General features: G+C 64.8%; 11 protein-coding genes. 5 read left to right on the forward strand and 6 right to left on the reverse strand.

The features are described 5' to 3' along the window. The first annotated feature begins 30 nt into the window (after nt 1-30). The gene (locus CCOS864_RS07620; protein WP_115085769.1) at nt 31-1722 is read left to right on the forward strand and encodes a molecular chaperone HscC; all 1692 of its coding nucleotides are present in this window, start codon (nt 31-33) and stop codon (nt 1720-1722) included. On the opposite strand, the gene CCOS864_RS07625 is transcribed toward CCOS864_RS07620, so the two are convergent. From CCOS864_RS07625 to map, 3 genes are all read right to left on the reverse strand, one after another. Beyond that, complete coding sequence (locus CCOS864_RS07625) at nt 1716-4406, reverse strand: DUF805 domain-containing protein (RefSeq protein ID WP_115085770.1); 2691 nt, start codon at nt 4404-4406, stop codon at nt 1716-1718. The two genes, CCOS864_RS07620 and CCOS864_RS07625, sit on opposite strands and share 7 nt — an antisense overlap. Beyond that, nucleotides 4403-5098, reverse strand: coding sequence for a DUF1266 domain-containing protein (locus CCOS864_RS07630; RefSeq protein ID WP_115085771.1), 696 nt, complete (start codon nt 5096-5098; stop codon nt 4403-4405). Before CCOS864_RS07630 ends, CCOS864_RS07625 begins: the two co-directional genes overlap by 4 nt. Before the next feature lie 99 nt (nt 5099-5197). After that, a complete protein-coding gene (map, locus tag CCOS864_RS07635) occupies nt 5198-5986 on the reverse strand; it encodes a type I methionyl aminopeptidase (RefSeq protein ID WP_115085772.1) in 789 nt (262 codons plus the stop codon). Between the two features lie 297 nt (nt 5987-6283). Here map and CCOS864_RS07640 point away from each other — a divergent pair, with 297 nt between their 5' ends. The 4 genes from CCOS864_RS07640 (at nt 6284) to pcaQ (ending at nt 14328) form a co-directional block, all read left to right on the forward strand. Next, on the forward strand, nt 6284-10069 hold the full coding sequence (locus CCOS864_RS07640; RefSeq protein WP_115085773.1) for a bifunctional nitrate reductase/sulfite reductase flavoprotein subunit alpha: 3786 nt from the start codon (nt 6284-6286) through the stop codon (nt 10067-10069). A gap of 276 nt (nt 10070-10345) precedes the next feature. After that, nucleotides 10346-12904 carry a nitrite reductase large subunit NirB gene (gene nirB, locus CCOS864_RS07645; protein ID WP_115085774.1) on the forward strand — a complete coding sequence of 853 codons (2559 nt, stop codon included), beginning with the start codon at nt 10346-10348 and terminating at the stop codon, nt 12902-12904. Continuing rightward, nucleotides 12904-13269, forward strand: coding sequence for a nitrite reductase small subunit NirD (gene nirD, locus CCOS864_RS07650; protein ID WP_115085775.1), 366 nt, complete (start codon nt 12904-12906; stop codon nt 13267-13269). The genes nirB and nirD overlap by 1 nt, the downstream gene beginning before the upstream one ends. A gap of 126 nt (nt 13270-13395) precedes the next feature. After that, nucleotides 13396-14328, forward strand: a complete 933-nt coding sequence (pcaQ, locus tag CCOS864_RS07655; RefSeq protein WP_115085776.1) for a pca operon transcription factor PcaQ — start codon at nt 13396-13398, stop codon at nt 14326-14328. On the opposite strand, the gene CCOS864_RS07660 is transcribed toward pcaQ, so the two are convergent. The 3 genes from CCOS864_RS07660 to CCOS864_RS07670 are packed head-to-tail and all read right to left on the reverse strand — an operon-like array spanning nt 14319 to nt 18264. After that, nucleotides 14319-15668: a TolC family outer membrane protein gene (locus CCOS864_RS07660; RefSeq protein ID WP_115085777.1), complete on the reverse strand. Its 1350-nt coding sequence runs from the start codon at nt 15666-15668 to the stop codon at nt 14319-14321. The genes pcaQ and CCOS864_RS07660 overlap by 10 nt on opposite strands. After that, complete coding sequence (locus tag CCOS864_RS07665) at nt 15632-17206, reverse strand: DHA2 family efflux MFS transporter permease subunit (protein ID WP_115085778.1); 1575 nt, start codon at nt 17204-17206, stop codon at nt 15632-15634. Before CCOS864_RS07665 ends, CCOS864_RS07660 begins: the two co-directional genes overlap by 37 nt. Beyond that, nucleotides 17203-18264, reverse strand: coding sequence for an HlyD family secretion protein (locus tag CCOS864_RS07670; protein WP_095161519.1), 1062 nt, complete (start codon nt 18262-18264; stop codon nt 17203-17205). Before CCOS864_RS07670 ends, CCOS864_RS07665 begins: the two co-directional genes overlap by 4 nt. Nucleotides 18265-18291 lie beyond the last annotated feature (27 nt).

An 18291-nucleotide genomic window follows, 5' to 3' on the forward strand; every position in this document is an offset into this window, starting at 1 on the left:
CCAGCACCACTTCTGAGCAAGAGAACGAACATGCAGGATGCAAGCACTTCCCCGGCGCCAATGCTGGGTATCGACCTGGGCACCACCAACAGCCTGGTGGCGGTCTGGCAGGATGGCCGGGCACAACTGATCCCCAACGCCCTTGGCGACGTGCTCACGCCTTCGGTGGTCAGCCTCGACGAAGACGGCAGCATCCTGGTCGGCAAGGCCGCACGCTCACGCCTGACTACCCATCCGCAACGCACCGCCGCCGCCTTCAAGCGCTTCATGGGCAGCGAAAAAAAGATCACCCTCGGTGACCAGGTATTCAGCCCCGAAGAACTGTCGGCGCTGGTGCTCGGTGCACTCAAGGCCGATGCCGAAGCGTTTCTCGGTTGCCCGATCAGCGAAGCGGTGATTTCCGTGCCGGCCTATTTCAGCGACGAGCAGCGCAAGCGCACCAGCTTTGCCGCCGAGCTTGCCGGTCTGAAAGTCCAGCGCCTGATCAACGAACCGACCGCCGCAGCCATGGCCTACGGCCTGCACGAGCAGAAATTCGAACGCACATTGATCTTCGATCTCGGTGGCGGCACCTTCGACGTGACTGTACTGGAATACGCGCTGCCGCTGATCGAGGTGCATGCCTCGACCGGCGACAACTTCCTCGGCGGCGAAGATTTTACCGGCGCCTTGCTGCAGGCCTGCCTGCAGCACTGGCAACTCAAGCCGGCGACGCTTGCGCCCCAGGCCCTGGCCAGCCTTGCCGATGCCATCGAGCAGCTCAAGTGCAAGCTGGGCGAGGGCGAGCAGCACTTGAGCTGGAACGGTGACGGCGTCAGCCGTCACTGGTCGCTCGATGAAGCCCGTGCGCAGAAGATCTGGGCGCCGCTGCTGGCGCGGATTCGTGCACCGATCGAGCAGGCCCTGCGCGATGCACGCCTGCGCGCCAGCGACCTCGACAGCCTGGTGCTGGTCGGCGGTGCCACGCGCATGCCGGTAATCCAGCAGATGGTCTCGACCCTGTTCGGCCGCCTGCCTTACCGTCACCTCGACCCGGATACCATCGTTGCCCTCGGTGCCGCCACCCAGGCGGCGTGCAAGGCGCGCGACTCGGCGATCGAAGAGCTGATCCTCACCGACGTCTGCCCCTATACACTGGGTATCGCCGCGATGGATGGCGAATACCAGACCGAGATCTTTGCGCCGATCATCGACCGCAATACCGTGATCCCTACGTCACGGATCAAGCCGTTCTACAGCACTCATATTGAACAGACAGCCATCAGCATCCGCGTCTATCAAGGCGAGCGGCCCTGGGTCGAAGACAACATCTTTGTCGATTCTTTCAAGATCCCGCTGACCCCGAACGGCAAGATCCAGCGCCTGGACGTGCGCTTCAGCTATGACATCAACGGCCTGTTGGAAGTCGATGTGACCTTGCCGCAGACTCGCGAGCAGTTCAGTCACGTGATCGATCGCAGCCCCACCGGGCTGGATGAAGACGCGCGCCAAGCCAGCCATGAACGCCTTGCCGGGCTGAAGATCCACCCGCGCGATGCCTTGCCCAACCGCACCTTGCTGGCACGCCTGGAGCGGGCCTGGGCGCAGAGCCTGGGGGCTGAACGCGATGCGATCGGCGACTGGCTCAATGAGTTCAGCGCGATCCTGGCCGGCCAGGAGTCGACCGAGATCGCCGGCGCTCGCCAGCGCCTCATCGAGGCGCTGGACGACATGCGTTACTGACCGTTGAGCCGTCGCAGGGCGGCTTGCAGGCCACCCTGCAGGTTGTCCTGCGGCTGATTGACGGGCGGCACGCCGTAGCGGTTGGGCAGCGGTTCGCCCGGCAGGAGCAGCAGCACCAGCGGCAAGAAGTGCAGGAACGGGATCAGCATCACGAAGATGATCATCATCGGGATGCCCCGGCCAATGTCGTGCAGGCGGCGCAGGGTGGCGCTGCCGAGCAGGCCGACGAACAGCAGGCCGAAGAAGATCTGCTCGACTGCACTGCTGGCCATCAGGGTCAGGATCGGCCCGAGAAGGATGCTGGCGACTACCTGCACGCCGTAACCCTTGCGGCCCAGGCGGCTACCGATTTTCCACACGTGCGAGGCCGGTACCGGTTGGCTGCCGGAATTGGCCAGCAGCAGGCGCTCGGACCACGACAACAAGGCAGTCAGGGCTGCGCGAATGCCGGCGTCCATGCCCGGGTAATCCTTGCCGCGCTGCAATTCCTTGAGCACCTTGGCCCGCGGCACCCCGGCGCTGCCGTAACGCGCCAGGTCCTTGAGGCTGTCGAGCATGCTGTAGAACAGCGTGCTGTTGATCAGCTCGTCTTCCTCCAGCACCTTGCGCGGCGGGCGCACCGGCTCGCCCTTGATCAGGCCGTTGCGAAACGGTTCGAACCAGGCATCCGGGCAGGTCAGGGTCGAGATGCGCCGCAGCAGGCTGCCATGCTGTTCGGCGTTCAGGCTCGGGTCGTGATAGAGAATGGCGCACAGCACCATCATGCCCAGTACGTCATCATCGAAGGCGTGCGGGTCGTTTTCCAGGCAGGCGTACAGTTTCAGGTTGCTGGGCAGCTTGGCGCTGTCCAGGGCTTGCTGCACCGTCGACAGGCGCTGGCCGATAAAGCCTTGCAGCGGGTCGTTGTCATCCAGCCAGCCGAGCAGGCCATCGACGTTGCCTTGCTGGCCCTGCAGGCGTAGCAGCAACTGCTGCAGGCTGGCGAACGGATGGCCGGCCGGGTATGGCAGGCTGGCCAGCAACTGCGCTGGCACCATCGCCAGCCAGCGTTGGGGCTGGTCAACCAGGGCGAGCATGAACAGGTTCTGCCGGTGCCAGGTCCACAGACCATCGTCGGCAGGCGGGCGCGGCAGTTCGATGCCGGCTTCGGCAAGGTCCGAAAGCAGCTGCACGCCGAAAGGCGTCGGCATCAGGTTGGCCGGCTTGATCAGCGCGGTCAGCTTGGGCAGGGTGGCGGCCGGGTAGCTGCGCATCCGCCGCAGCCAGTCGCGGGCTACCGACAGGCCGCTGCCTTCGCAGAGCACTTCGGGCAGTTGCGGCTGTGGCGAAGGGCTGTTGATGAAGGCGGTCAGGGCCAGGGCCAGCGGTGACTGCTCGAGCCAGCGCAACTGTTGCTCGGCCTGGTACTTGAAGCCTTCGATGATCAGTTGATCCAGCGGGTCGTCGCCCAGCGGCTCGGCCATGATCTGCCGCAGCAGGCCGCTGTCACCACGGTGCAGCGCCCAGGCGTGGCGGTACAGGCGCTGCAGCTGGCGATCCGGCTGGTCGTCGAGCAGCCAGGCCAGCAGCGGCAGTTCGTCTTTGCCGTCCAGGCGCCATTTGACGAAAATCCCGGCGATGCCTTCGTGCTCGTCACGTGCGGCTTCGAACCAGCGTGTCAGGGTTTCCGGGCGCTGCGACGGGCTGCCCCAGATCTGCGCCAGATCGTTCAAGTCTTGTGGCCATTGGTACACCGGCTCCAGGCGATCAAGGGCCTGGATCAACAGCGGCAGGCGCTGCGGTTGGTGCTGGGCGCACAGGTTGAGCAGCCAGCGTCCCGCTTCCGGGTGCTGGTGCTCGCACCACAGGCGGGTCCAGCACTGGCGGGCGAGTTCTTCCTGGCCGGTGTCGCTGGCCTGGCAGGCGAGCAGGTACAGCAGGTCGATATCGTCCGGTGCCTGGCGTTGCTGCTCGGCGATCATGGCAAAGAAGCTGGTACTGCCGATGCCGGCCTGGCACAGCTTGACCATCAGGCGCTGGATAAAGGCCGGGTCATCCGGGAACGGCAGGCAGGTGTGCAGGGTGACGAAGCTCTCGAACTCGAACAGCGGCCGGGTGTGGTAGAGGAAATCCAGGTTCCTGGCGAACCACAGGGTTTCTATTTGCGCTTCTATCGACCAGTGCTTCATCACGCCGGTGTCAAACGGGTCCGGCTCGCTGATGCGTTCAAGAAATTCATCAGCCTGGCGCGGATCTTCCAGGCGCAGTACCTCGTTTTCCCAACCCAGGTGCCTGGCCATCAGTTGCACGCAGGCGTGCGACAACGGGCCGGTCTCCATCAGCTTGTACAGCAAGTGCCAGCTGACCTGTTCCTGGTCATCCAGGGTCAGGCTGGCGAAACCATCGATGAAGGCCTGCCAGGCTGGCGGGTCGAAGCGGCGGGTCGGGTCGCCGAGCAGCTTGGAAAAGTCGCTCATGGTCTGTTCGATCAGTGCATTGCGCACCAGCACCGGCTCGTCGTGCTCAGGGGCCTCATCCTGCTCGTCGCGGGCCAGGCGCAGGGCGTGCTCGTAAGCCTCGCGCAGGGCCTGGAAACCCTGCGGGTCGGTTTCCGGGTGGTGCTGCGGCAACAGCGCGCGGTAAGCGCCGCGGATGACATCGGGGTCGTTGGTCGGCTCGATGCCCAGGCGAATCCAGCAGCTCATGACCAGCCTCCTTGCAGGGTGTCGGGGCGTTCCGGCAGGTTCAGCGGCAGCTCCCAGGGGATGCTGGCGAAAAAGCCCAGGGCGTCCTGGCTCAGGTTCATCATGATGCAGCGGTTCCAGTGTTCGCTGCCCTGGCGCTCCAGGCACTGCGCCAGTTCTTCGTCGCTGGCGCTGGAGCAGTTCCACAGCGCCTTGCCAAACAGGTAGCCGGCCAGGTAGCGGTCCCAGCTGTTGTAGTAGTGCCGTGCACGCAGGGCCAGGCGGCCTTGCAGCCAGTGGCTTTCAGCGATGCTGAGGTAGCCCTTGCGCAACCCTGCCCGCAGCAGGTAACCCATGCGCCCCAGGTCCCAGGCGCGCACGCCGCCCTGGCCGCAGTCGGCCAGGGTGCGCCGGGCGAACTCGTACTGGATGCGCTTGCGCGGTGTCAGCGCTTCAAGCACCTGCGGCCATTCGCTGGGCAGGCAGCGCGCGGCTTGCCAGTAGGCGTCCTTGAGCTCCAGGGCGTGGCCGGTGTCGGCCATGCTGAGCATGTTCAGCAACTCCTGGCGATTGTTGATGCCCCACCACTTTTTAAGGTCGGTCTCGTCTTCGTCGTAGGTCTCGAAGTAGGTCGCGGCGGTGTAGCTGGCGCCGTTGAGGGCGGCCATGGGGGCGGAAAGGGCGTACAGCCAGTGCTGCTCGATTTCTTCCATGAAAAAGCTCCGGGGCCGGTAGGGGAATGTGCGGGTGCCGGCCGTAATGGCGCGGATTGTAGAGAGCCGCGCGGTGCGCGGCAAACCGGATTCGCCGACTTAGGCGCTGGCCAGCATGGCGCGCTCTTCCTCGCGCAGGGTCAGCACCTCAAAGCCCTCGGCGGTGACGGCGATGGTGTGTTCCCATTGCGCCGACAAGCTGCGGTCGCGGGTGATCACCGTCCAGCCATCCTTGAGGGTGCGCACCCCGCGCCCGCCTTGGTTGATCATCGGTTCGATGGTAAACACCATGCCTGGCTTGAGCTGCAGGCCGCTGCCCTTGTGGCCGTAGTGCAGCACCTCGGGCGCCTCGTGCATCTGCCGACCAATGCCATGGCCGCAGTACTCGCGCACCACGTTGTAGCCAGCCGCTTCGGCATGGCGCTGGATGGCGTAGCCGATATCGCCCAGGGTGGCTCCCGGGCGTACCTGGCGGATGCCCTGCCAGAGCGCGGCATAGGTGGTGTCGACCAGGTGCCGGGCGGCGGCATCGATCTGCCCCAGGCAATACATCTTCGACGAGTCGGCAATGTAGCCGCCTTGCTCAAGGGTGATGTCGACATTGACGATGGAGCCGGCCTTGAGCACCTCGTCGGCATGCGGCACGCCGTGGCACACCACATGGTCGACCGAGGTGTTCAGCGAATAGGCGAAGCCGTACTGGCCCTTGCTCGCCGGGCGCGCCTTGAGCACATCGACGATAAAGGCCTCGGCCCGGTCGTTGATCTGCAGGGTGCTGACCCCGGGGGCGATGAAGCTGTCGAGGTGGGCGAACACCTGGCTTAACAATTGCCCGGCATTGCGCATCAGGGCCAGCTGTTCGGCGTTTTTGAGGACCACTTGGCTCATGGGGGAAGGTATTTCGTCTCTCGGAATGTGCGCCAATGATAAAGCCTCGCCGGGTGGCAGTGCCATCCGATGGTGCAAGCGGGCCCATTGCGGTGCAGGCTGCCCGGCGCCGCCAAGTGCCTGAGCCCCGTAACGCAAGGCTCCGGCCATTCTGGCGCGGCCCTTGCTACAGCTTGAGTATCCGGCAATCAACGCAGATTGCCCCGTTCACGACAAAGGCGCCGTGTTGCCCCGCTTGTTCATTCAAGCCGGGGGCAGCAGGGCGCCTTTTTGTTTGCGCAATCAGGAGGTAGGCCGATGAGCAGCACCAGCGTGCGCAGCGTGTGCCCGTATTGTGGCGTCGGTTGTGGCATCGTCATGAGCGTCGAAGGCGGGCGGGTGACCAAGGTCAGTGGTGACAAGCTGCACCCCAGCAATTTTGGCCGCCTGTGCACCAAGGGTCTGACCGCCCATCAACCGCTGCGTGAGTCCGGGCGCATGGAGCACGCTTACTTGCGCGACCAGCGTCAGCGCGACCCGGTGCAGAGCGGCATCGATACCGCTATCGAACAGGCAGCACAGCGCCTGCGGGCGATCATTGATGAACATGGGCCCGACGCCCTGGGGTTCTATGTCTCCGGGCAGATGTCGCTGGAGGCCCAGTACCTGATCAATAAACTGGCCAAGGGTTTTGTCCGCAGCCGGCATATCGAGTCCAACTCGCGCCTGTGCATGGCCAGCGCTAGCAGCGGCTACAAGCTGTCGCTGGGCGCCGATGGGCCGCCGGGCAGCTACCAGGATTTTGACCGCGCCGAGGTGTTCCTGGTGATCGGCGCGAACATGGCCGATTGTCACCCGATCCTGTTTTTGCGCCTGCTCGACCGGCTCAAGGCCGGTGCCCGGCTGATCGTCGTCGACCCCAGGCACAGCGCTACCGCCGACAAGGCCGACCTGTTCCTGCAGATCAAGCCGGGTACCGACCTGGCGTTGCTCAATGGCCTGCTCTACCTGTTGCTGGAAAACGGTCAGTGCGACGCCGATTTCATCCAGCGCTACACCGAAGGCTGGGAGGATATGCCGGCCTTTTTACAGGACTACACACCCGAGCGGGTCGCTGCTATCACCGGGCTGCGCGAAGCCGATATCCGCCAGGCCGCCAACTGGATCGGCCAGGCCCCGGAGTGGATGAGCTGCTGGACCATGGGCCTGAACCAGAGCATCCATGGCACCTGGCAGAGCAACGCCCTGTGCAACCTGCACCTGGCCACCGGCGCCATTTGCCGGCCGGGCAGCGGACCGTTCTCGCTGACCGGCCAGCCCAATGCCATGGGCGGGCGCGAAATGGGCTACATGGGCCCGGGCCTGCCAGGGCAACGCTCGGCGCTGGTCGCGGCGGATCGCGCCTTCGTCGAGCAGCTGTGGCAGATCCCCACCGGCAGCCTGCGCAGCGAAGCCGGTGACGGCACGGTGGCGCTGTTCGAAAACCTCGCTGCCGGGCAGATCAAGGCTTGCTGGATCATCTGCAGCAACCCGGTGGCCAGCGTCGCCAACCGCCAGCAAGTGATCGAAGGTTTGCAGGCGGCGGAACTGGTGATCACCCAGGATGCCTTCCTCGACACCGAGACTAACCGCTACGCCGATATTCTCCTGCCCGCCGCGCTGTGGGCTGAGGGCGAGGGGGTGATGGTCAATTCCGAGCGCAACCTGACCCTGATGAACCAGGCCGTCGAGGCGCCGGGCGCGAGCTTGCCCGACTGGCAGATCATTGCCCGTATCGCCTGCGCCATGGGCTATGCCGAGGCGTTCAGCTACGCCAATGCTGAAGCGGTGTTCAACGAGTTGCGCCAGGCCTGGAACCCGGCCACGGGCTACGATGTGCGCGGCGTCAGCTATGCCGCTTTGCGTGAGACGCCGCAGCAATGGCCGTGTGAACCCGGGCGTGAGAACGATCGCAGCCCGCTGCGTTATCGCAACGACGGTATCAGCCAGGCCCTGTTGCGCGATGCGCAAGGCGAGGCACCTGCCATTGCCTTCCCCACCCGCACGGGCAAGGCACGCTTTTTTGCCCGGCCGTGCCTGCCCAGCGCCGAGCTGCCGGACGCTGACTTCCCGCTGGTGCTCAACACCGGCCGGGTCCAGCACCAGTGGCACACCCTGACCAAGACCGGCAAGGTGGCGGCGCTGAACAAGCTTGACCCCGGGCCGTTCGTGGAAATTCATCCGGACGATGCCGAGCGCCTGGGCATTGCTGAAAAGGACCAGGTGCAGATCCGTTCACGCCGCGGGCAGGCCGTACTGCCGGCACGGATCACCACCCGGGTATTGGCGGGAAACTGCTTTGCGCCGTTCCACTGGAACGACGTCTACGGTGAACACCTGGCGATCAATGCGCTGACCAGCGACGCGGTCGATCCGCTGTCGCTGCAACCGGCCTTCAAGTATTGCGCGGTGGCCCTGAGCCGGGTCGCTGGCGAACGTATCAACGCCGCCCAGATCGATCATCAGCCCGTTTCGGTGCAGGACAAACACCTGCTGCTCTGGGCCTCGCAAACCGGCAACGGTCAGGCCCTGGCCGAGCAGTGTGCCGAGCGCCTGCGCAAGGTCGGCTTGCCGGTGCAGTTGAGCTGTATGGAAGACGTGGCCCTGGAGCAGCTGGACAACCCGGCCAGCCTGCTGCTGATCGCCAGCACCTTTGGCGACGGTGACGCGCCGGACAGCGGCGCGGCATTCTGGCGTGGCCTGCACGGCGAGCATTCTCAACGCTGCGCCGGCTTGCCTTATGCGGTGCTGGCCCTGGGGGATTCCAGCTATGAACAGTTCTGCGGGTTTGGTCGCAAGCTCGATCAGCGCCTGGCAGAACTGGGGGCTGAGCGCTTGCTCGACAGGGTCGATTGCGAGGGCGATTTCAATGAACCGGCCGGGCAATGGCTGCAGGCGCTGCTGGGCAAACTGGGCCACGGCCAGCTGCTGCTCGAAGCGCCAGTGGCAGCGCCGGCCGCAACCGGCTTCAGCAAAACCAGGCCGCTGGCAACGACTCTGGTCGGCAATCGCCTGCTCAACGGCCCCGGCGCGCTCAAGGAAACCCGCCAACTGGTATTCGACCTGGGCGACAGCGGTTTCACTTATCAGGCCGGTGACGCCCTGGGCGTGTGGCCGCGCAACTGCCCGGCGCTGGTCGACGAACTGCTGAGCGCCACCCGCTTCGATGGCAGCCGCTGCGTCAGCCTCAAGGGCCAGGCCGACATGCCGCTGGCCGAGGCGCTGTTGCAACACCTGGAGATCGCCCGGATTACCCCGCAGTTGCTCGAGGCCTTCGCGGTTGGCAATCCACAGTTGCGCGAGTTGCTTGAGCCGCACAACAAGGCCGCGCTCAAGGACTGGCTGTGGGGCAAGCAACTGATCGACCTGGTGTACGGCTGCACACCCGAGCTGAGCCTGGAGACCTGGTTGAGCCTGCTCAAACCCTTGCAGCCGCGGCTGTACTCGATCAGCTCGAGCCAGAAGTTGCACCCTGATCAGGTTCACCTGACGGTTTCCACCGTCCGTTACGGCCAGCGCAAGGGCGTGTGCTCGACCTACCTGGCCGACCGCGGTGAGCCGGGCCGCGTAGAAATCTTCAGCCAACCGACCGCGCACTTTCGCCTGCCCAGCGATAGTACGGCGCCAGTGATCATGGTCGGCCCCGGTACCGGTATCGCGCCGTTCAGGGCGTTCCTCCAGGAGCGTCAGGCTGAAGGCGCCACAGGCCGCAACTGGCTGTTGTTTGGTGAACAGCAGGCCGCTACGGATTTCTATTACCGCGACGAGCTGCTGGCCTGGCAGCGCAACGGCCACCTGACCCGCCTGGACACCGCGTTCTCCCGCGATCAGGCGCAGAAGATCTACGTGCAGCAGCGCCTGCTCGAACAGGGCGCCGAGCTTTGGCGCTGGCTGGAGGAGGGTGGGCATTTCTACATCTGTGGTGACGCCGAGCGCATGGCCAGGGATGTCGATGCGGCGCTCAAGCAGGTGGTGCATCAGTACGGCGGCATGAGTGTGGAGCGGGCCGAGGCCTATGTCAGCGAGCTGAGCCGCGCCAAACGCTACCTGCGCGACGTGTACTGAGTGCCCCATAAGGGGGAGGGCTGCACCAGCCTGGGTCGATAACGGCCGTGGTGGACAGTCCTCAAGCCCCGGTTTCAAAGGCTTTGGCAGTTGGCACGCTACCTGCTTTTGCTTAAGTACAACGTCCTCGCGGGTCAATGGCGATTCGCAACCGGGACTACATAAAACGACCAGGCAAAGGCGCCTGGAGCTTCGGCTCCAGGCGCCTTTTTTTGTTTTTCGGGGTTGGCCCCCAGCAGCAAAGCCACCGTGAATGGCCTTGAGTGAGGATCGGGTATGAATGGGTTTACCAGCATCGAAGCGCGGCAACAGCTGATCATCGTCGGCAACGGCATGGTCGGTCATCACTGCGTCGAGCAACTGATCGAACGCGGTGCCCTGGGTCGCTTCGAGGTGCGGGTGTTCGGCGAAGAACGCCAGCGCGCCTACGACCGCGTGCACCTGTCGGAATACTTCAGCGGCAGCGATGCCGAGACCCTGGCGCTGGGCGAGGCGGGTTTGTACGCCGGGCACGGCATCCACCTGCACCTGGGCGAGCAGGTGCTGGAGATCGACCGCGAACGCTGCGAAGTGGTCACCCACCTCGGGCGTTATCCTTACGATCAACTGGTCCTGGCCACTGGCTCCTATCCGTTCGTGCCGCCGATCGAAGGCTCGCACGGGGCGGCGCGCCTGGTCTATCGCACTCTCGATGACCTCGATGCCATCCGTGCCGCCGCCAACAGTGCCCGCCGGGGCGTGGTGGTCGGCGGTGGCCTGCTCGGCCTGGAGGCAGCCAATGCCTTGAAATCCCTGGGCCTGGAAGCCCACGTGGTGGAGTTCGCCCCGCGCTTGATGCCGGTGCAACTGGATGCCGAAGGCGGCGCGGCCTTGCGTGCGCAGATCGAAGCCCTGGGGGTTGGCGTGCACCTGTCGCGGGCGACCCAGGCCATCGTTGCCGGTGAAGACTATCGCTACCGGATGAACTTCGACGGCGGCGAATTTCTCGAAACCGACCTGATCGTGTTCTCCGCCGGTATCCGCCCGCAGGATGCCCTGGGCCGCAGCAGCGGTCTGGACATCGCGCCACGCGGCGGGGTGATGATCGACAGTGCTTGTCGCAGCAGCGACCCACGGATCTTCGCCATCGGCGAATGCGCCTCGTGGAACGGCAGCGTGTTCGGCCTGGTAGCGCCGGGCTACAGCATGGCACGCAATGTCGCGGCGGCGCTGTCCGGTGAGGACGCTGGCAGCTTCACCGGGGCCGACATGTCGACCAAGCTCAAGCTGCTCGGCGTCGATGTCGGCTCCATTGGCGACGCCCATGGCGCCACCCCGGGTGCGCGCAGCTATCGCTTTATCGATGAAGCTGCCTCGGCCTACCGCCGCCTGGTGGTCGATGCCAGCGGCAAACAGGTGATCGGTGCGGTGCTGGTTGGCGACAACAGCTACTACGATACCCTGCTGCAATACGTGCAGAACGGTATTGCCCTGCCAGCCGATCCGGCCGGCCTGATCCTGCCGCAGTCGGCCGGCGCGCCGGCACTGGGCGCGGATGCCTTGCCCGCCAGCGCGACCATCTGTTCCTGCCACAACGTCAGCAAGGGCGCGATCTGCGCCGCCATCGACAGCGGTTGCGGCGAGCTTGGCCAGCTCAAGCAGCAGACCAAGGCCTGCACCGGTTGCGGCGGTTGTGCGGCATTGCTCAAGCAGGTGTTCGAGCATGAGCTGATCGCCCGCGGCGTCAGCGTCGACAAGAGCCTGTGCGAACACTTCGCCTACACCCGCCAGGAGCTGTACGCGCTGGTGCGGGTCGAGGGCATCCTCAGCTTTGACGAGATGCTCGCCAAGCATGGGCGCGGCCATGTCGGCTGCGATATCTGCAAACCCACGGTCGGCTCGATCCTCGCCTCGTGCTGGAACCAGCCGATCATGGACCCGTCGCTGGTGCCGCTGCAGGACACCAACGACACGTTCATGGCCAACATGCAGAAGAACGGCACCTACTCGGTGGTGCCGCGGATTCCCGGCGGCGAGATCACCCCCGAGAAGCTGATCGTCATCGGCGAAGTGGCGAAAAAATACGACCTCTACACCAAGATCACCGGCGGCCAGCGCATCGACCTGTTCGGCGCCCAGCTGCATGAATTGCCAGAAATCTGGGCCGAACTGATTGCCGCAGGCTTCGAGACCGGCCACGCCTACGGCAAGTCGACGCGCACGGTGAAATCCTGCGTGGGCAGCACCTGGTGCCGCTACGGCGTACAGGACAGCGTACAGATGGCCCTGACCCTGGAAGACCGCTACAAGGGCCTGCGTTCGCCGCACAAGCTCAAGTTCGCGGTGTCCGGCTGCACCCGCGAATGCGCCGAGGCACAGAGCAAGGACATCGGCGTGATCGCTACCGAGAAAGGCTGGAACCTGTACATCTGCGGCAACGGCGGCATGCGCCCGCGGCATGCCGAACTGTTCGCCACCGACCTGGACGACGCCAGCCTGATCCGCATCATCGACCGCGTGCTGATGTTCTACATCCGCACCGCCGACAAGCTGCAGCGCACCTCGGTGTGGCGCGAAATCCTGGAGGGCGGGCTGGACTACCTCAAACAGGTGATCCTCGACGACAGCCTCGGCCTGGGTACCGAGCTGGAAGCGCAGATGCAACAGGTGGTCGACCGCTACGAGTGCGAGTGGGCCAATGCCCTGAAGGATCCGGACAAGCTCAAGCGCTTCCGTACCTTCGTCAACGACCAGCGCCCGGACCCGGGTGTGCACTTTGTCCGCGAACGCGGCCAGCGCCGGCCCATCGGCGCTGGCGAACTTCACTTGATCCCGACCACCGAGGAGGTGCTTTGATGAGCCAGTCCAACGCTGCGATAACTGTTCAGGCGCAACACTGGCAGACGGTCTGCACCCGTGCCGACCTGGTCGCCCAGTCGGGGGTGGTGGTGTGGTTCGACGGCCGCCAGGTGGCACTGTTCTACCTGCCAGGGCAGGCCACGCCGGTGTTTGCCGTGGACAACCACGACCCCAGGTCCGGGGCCAATGTGATCGGCCGCGGGCTGGTGGGGGAGCTCAAGGGCGAACTGGTGGTGGCGGCACCGTTGTACAAGCAGCATTTCTGCTTGCGTGACGGGCGTTGCCTGGAGGATCCGCAGCAGGCGTTGCAGGTGTGGCCGGTGCGGATCAGTGGCGAGCAGGTAGAGCTGGGGCGCTATTGATGGCCTCATCGCTGGCAAGCCAGCTCCCACAGTGTCTGGGGTATGCAGTACCTGTGGGAGCCGGTCTTGCCGGCGATCGACCGCAAAGCGGTCGCAGTCTTGCCGGAGCCCCGATAAACTCCGGGGATGAACCTCGATACCCGGATCAAATTCCGCCACCTGTTGTGCTTTCTCGAGATTGCCCGCCAGGGCAGTTTTGCCAAGGCCGCCGACGCCATGGCGATCAGTCAGCCGGCCATCTCCAAGACCCTCAAGGAACTTGAAGACCTGCTGCAGACGCGGCTGTTCGAGCGCAGCAAGCAGGGCGTCGAGCTGACCCCGGCCGGGGTGCGTTTCATGCGCTACGCCGGCCCCAGCGTGCAGGCCCTGCGCGAAGGTGTCAGCACCTTGCGCGGCGAAGAGCATGCGCCGCCCCAGGTGCGTGTCGGCGTGCTGTCGACCGTCGAAAGCCTGCTGATGCCCGAAGTACTTTGCCGCCTGCACCAGCGCCATGACGCCCTGGTGGTCAGCGTTGCCACCGGCCCCAGCGCGCACCTGCTCGGGCAATTGCATGTGGGTGAACTGGACCTGGTGATCGGACGCATGACCGACAGCCCGCAAATCCAGGGGCTGATGTTCGAGCACCTGTACAGTGAGTCGATGTCGCTGGTGGTGCGCCCCGGTCATCCCTTGCTGGGCCGCCAGCCGATCGAGCGCAGCCAGGTCGGGCGCTACCCGCTGGTGTTGCCGCTGGCCGGCACGACCATCCGCAAGCACGCCGACAGCCTGTTCGTGCAGTGCGCCATCGAGCAACCCACGCAGCGCCTGGAAACCCTGTCGCCGGCCCTCAGCCGCCGTTATGTGCAAGGCAGCGATGCGGTCTGGGTTGCGCCTCGGGATGCGGTGCGCGTCGACCTCGGCCGCGGTGAGCTGTGCGAGCTGGACCTGGGCGTCAGCGAGCCGGGCGGCTCGGTCGGCATCTGCAGCAACGCCGCCTTGCCCCTGGCAGTGCCGGCGCAATGGCTGTGCGAGGTTTTGCGCGAGGTGGCGGCGCAGTACCGCGACGGCCACTACCCTTGAGTGCCCGCTGACAACAGCGCGTTGATTTCTTGCAGGCCGGCATCGCCGAGGCTGCCGCTGGCGGCCAGCAGCCTGAGCTGGGCCAGCACGATTGAATAACGCTGTTCGGCCAGTTGCTGCTCGGTTTGGGTCACCTGCTGTTCGGCATCCAGCACATCGGCACTGATCCGCGCACCGGCTTCGAAGGCACGGGTGGTCGAGGTCAGGTTGGTCTGGCTCGAGCGCAGCGCCTGCTGCAGCGCCGCATACTGGCTGATGCCGCTGGTCAGGGTCAGGTAGGCCTGGCGCGCCATCAGGCCAGCCTCGCGGCGGGCGTCTTCGACTTCATCCAGGGCCACACCGTGCAGGGCGCGGGCCTCGCGGCTGCGGCTGGTAGTGCCGCCACCAGCGTACAACGGCAGGCTGACCTGCACACCGACCACGGTCTGGGTGTACTTTTCTTCCGGCAGGGTGACGTCGTACAGGCTGCCGCCCACCGAGGCGAAGCGCCCGTGAGCGGCCACCAGGTCGACCGTGGGCAAATGCCCGGCCTGTTGCTTGTCGATCTCCTTTTCTGCCACCAGGCGCTTGATCTGCGCCGCCTGGACCTTGAGGTTGTGCTGTTGCGCCTGCTCGGCCCAGGTGCCGATCAACGCCGGTTGCGGCCCCTGAAAACGCACCTGCGGGTCGAGTCGGGCGAGGGACGCGGGCACGCTGCCGGTCAACTGCGCCAGGGTTTCCTGGTGCAATTGCACGGCGTTGTGCGCGGCCATCTGCCGGGCATAGGCCAGGTCGTAGCGGGCCTGGATGCGCTGCACCTCGCTTTCGGTACCGGAGCCGGCCTGGTAGAAGCGTTCAGCCTTGCCGCGTTGCTCCTGCAGGGTGCGCACCTGCTGGCGGCTGGTGCCGAGCAGGTCTTCGGCCAGCAGCAGGTCAAAGTAGGCGTCGGCGACCCGCAGCATCAGGTCCTGGCGGGCGGCCTGCAGGTTGATTTCCCCGGCCAGCACCAGGGCCTTGCTCTGGTCATGGCCGATCACGTTCTGCCAGCGCAGCAGCGGCTGGATCAGCACCAGTGCGTAGGCATTGGAGTTGTCGCGATTGCGTGTCGCTGCACCGCTGTCGTCGCGGTCGACCCAAGCGGCGCCCCCTTCAAGTGACAGGTTGGGCAACAGCAGGGCGCGGCCTTGGGGTTCTTTTTCGTTGCTGGCACGTTGCTGTTCGATGGCCGCGGCGTATTTCATGTCATGGGCCAGGGCTTTTTGATAGAGCTGGTAGAGGTCTTCAGCCCGGGCCTGCTGGCTGCTGCCGAGCAGTGCCAGGGCCATCAGGCCTGCGTGGATTCGCGAGAGTTGTTCGAGCACGGCAAGGCTTCCTGTTCGGGTTGAGCGATTCGTTTGGGGTTGCGCATCAGCAGGACCATCGGCACACCGATCAGCATGACTGCGCCGAGCAGGCCGAAAAGCATGCTGAAGCCGAGCATCTGTGCCTGTTCACGGGTATTGACCAGGACCAGCAGGGCTTGCGCCTGAGCGGGATCGCTGGTGCCCAGCGAAAGCACGCGCGGGTCGTAGCGGGCAACATCCCAGCCGCTGGCGATGATGCTCGACTCGGTGACGTGCTCGGATAATTGCCGGTAGCGCGCCCAGGAAAAGCGCGTCAGCAAAGTTGCGGCAATGGCGATGCCGACGCTGCCACCGAGCTGGCGCATGAGGTTGAGCACCCCCGAGCCGACCGAGATCAGTTGTGCAGGCAGTTGGCGCATCGCCAGGTTGGTGAGCGGAACGAAAATCATGCCCAGACCAAGCCCGCGGATGATCAGCGGCCAGTACAGGGTGTCGGGGCTGCTTTGCAGGGTGAACTGGGTGTGCAGGTACATCGCATAGCCGTAGATGAGGATGCCGATGCTGACGAACAGCCGTTCATCGACCTTGTTTTCCTGGGACAGCTTGCCGATCACCAGGGTGCTAACGGCGCTGGCCAGGGCGCCGGGAAAGATCACCATGCCGCTCTGGTAGGCGCTCTGCTCAAGCAGCGTCTGCAGCAGCAACGGCACCATGAACAGTGTGCTGTACAGGCCGAAGCCGACACAAAAGGCACAGATCGAGCCCATGAGGAACTCGCGGTTGCGAAACAGCGCCATGTTGACGATCGGCGTGGCCACGCGCTGCTCCCACCAGAAAAACGCCAGCAGGCCGAAGCTGCCCAGCAACAGGCAGGCGATAGTCAGGTCCGACTCCAGCCAGTCCCAGTGTTCGCCACGCTCAAGCATGATCTGCAGGCTGCCGACGCCCAGGGCGAGCAGGGCGAAGCCGATGTAGTCGATGCTTTGCGGGCGTTTCTCGTTGATCGAGTCATGCACGCAGAGCCACGACAGAAGGATCGCCACAGCGCCGATCGGCAGGTTGATCAGAAAGATCCAGTGCCAGGAGAATTCATCAATCAGGTAACCGCCCACCGAGGGCCCCAGGGTCGGTCCCATCATTACCCCGACCCCGTACAGGGCCAGGCCAGTGCTGACCTTTTCCTTGGGGAACACGTCGTAGATGATCGCCTGGGAGATACCCAGCAAGCCACCGCCGGCCAGGCCCTGGATAATCCGAAAGGCCACCAGTTGCCAGAGTTCGGTGGACATCGCGCAGCCCAGCGAGGCCAGTACGAACAGGATCGAGGAAACCAGGTAGTAGTTGCGCCGGCCGAACCAGGCCGACAGCCAGCCACTGGCCGGGAGGATTACCACGTTGGCGATGATGTAACTGGTCGAGACCCAGGAAATTTCATCCACCGAGGCGCCGAAGCTGCCCATCAGGCTGGGAATGGCAACGTTGACGATAGTGACGTCGAGCAGCTCCATCATCGAGATCAGGGTCACGCTGAAGGCGACCAGCCAGGGCGATTTCATAAGCGTTGCTCATCACCGGTATCGACTTCGACCAAGGCGCTCATGCCCTGGCTCATGGCTGCCTGGTAAGGCAGCGCAAGCGGCTCAAGTTCGATCCGCGCTTGCAGGCGCTGGACCACCTTGGTGAAGTTGCCGCTGGCGTTTTCCTGCGGTAGCAACGAGAAGCGTGCCCCTGTGGCCGGCACCAGGCTCTGCACCCGGCCGCGCAATACCCTGTCGGGGAAGGCGTCGAGCGTGACGCGTGCTGGCTGGCCAACCCGGACCCGGCTGATCTGGGTCTCCTTGAAGTTGGCCACTACCCACAAATGATCGGTAGCGACCAGGCTCAGCAACTTTTGCCCGGCCACCACGAACTGCCCGGGTTCGACATGCTTGTCGGCGACGATACCGGCCAGCGGCGCGCGGTGACGGGTGTCTTGCAAGCGAATCTGCGCCAGTTCCAGGTCGGCCCGGGCGGCATCGATTCGATAGCTTTGCAACTTTAGCGCAGCCTGTTGCGCCAGACTGCCCTGCGCCGCGGCCTGGGCGTTGTTGCGCGCGCCCTGCAACTGGTGGCCGAGGGCATCGAACTGCGCCTTGGCCGCTTCCAGGTCCTGGTTGCTGAGGACGCCTTGGGCGGCCAGGCGTCGGGCGCGCTGAAAGTCGCTACGGGCCTGTTCAAGCCCGGCAGAGAGCTGGCCGATGGTTGCGGTGGCGGCCTGGCTGTTGGCCGCCGCGCTGCGCGCCTGACTATCAAGCAATCCGGGCGTGCCTTGGCTGCCGGTGGCCGCATGCAACCTGTTCAATGCTGCCTGGGCCTTGTCTCGTTGTTGCAGGTATTCATCATCGCGCAGCTGCAGCAACAGGTCGCCGCTGGCTACCCGGCCGTTGTGTTGCACCGGCACTTGCACAACGATGCCCGAAAGTCTGGCGCGGATCGGCACGATGATGCCCTCGACCTCGGCGTTATCGGTGCTGACGTATTGCAGTTTGTACTGCCAGCGTTGCCAGCCGAGCAGCATCAGGCTGCCGATTACTGCGGTACAGACCACTAGCTTCAGGTAGGTAGGCTTGCCCATGAACTGCGCCTCTAGTCATCAAGAAGG

This window comes from Pseudomonas wadenswilerensis (assembly GCF_900497695.1).
Lineage (GTDB): Bacteria > Pseudomonadota > Gammaproteobacteria > Pseudomonadales > Pseudomonadaceae > Aquipseudomonas > Aquipseudomonas wadenswilerensis.

Coding starts and splice junctions, on each gene's coding strand:
- CCOS864_RS07620 (WP_115085769.1), top strand. CDS start 31: ATGCAGGATGCAAGCACTTCCCCGGCGCCAATGCTGGGTATCGACCTG.
- CCOS864_RS07670 (WP_095161519.1), bottom strand. CDS start 18,264: ATGGGCAAGCCTACCTACCTGAAGCTAGTGGTCTGTACCGCAGTAATC.
- pcaQ (WP_115085776.1), top strand. CDS start 13,396: ATGAACCTCGATACCCGGATCAAATTCCGCCACCTGTTGTGCTTTCTC.
- CCOS864_RS07625 (WP_115085770.1), bottom strand. CDS start 4,406: ATGAGCTGCTGGATTCGCCTGGGCATCGAGCCGACCAACGACCCCGAT.
- nirD (WP_115085775.1), top strand. CDS start 12,904: ATGAGCCAGTCCAACGCTGCGATAACTGTTCAGGCGCAACACTGGCAG.
- nirB (WP_115085774.1), top strand. CDS start 10,346: ATGAATGGGTTTACCAGCATCGAAGCGCGGCAACAGCTGATCATCGTC.
- CCOS864_RS07630 (WP_115085771.1), bottom strand. CDS start 5,098: ATGGAAGAAATCGAGCAGCACTGGCTGTACGCCCTTTCCGCCCCCATG.
- map (WP_115085772.1), bottom strand. CDS start 5,986: ATGAGCCAAGTGGTCCTCAAAAACGCCGAACAGCTGGCCCTGATGCGC.
- CCOS864_RS07640 (WP_115085773.1), top strand. CDS start 6,284: ATGAGCAGCACCAGCGTGCGCAGCGTGTGCCCGTATTGTGGCGTCGGT.
- CCOS864_RS07665 (WP_115085778.1), bottom strand. CDS start 17,206: ATGAAATCGCCCTGGCTGGTCGCCTTCAGCGTGACCCTGATCTCGATG.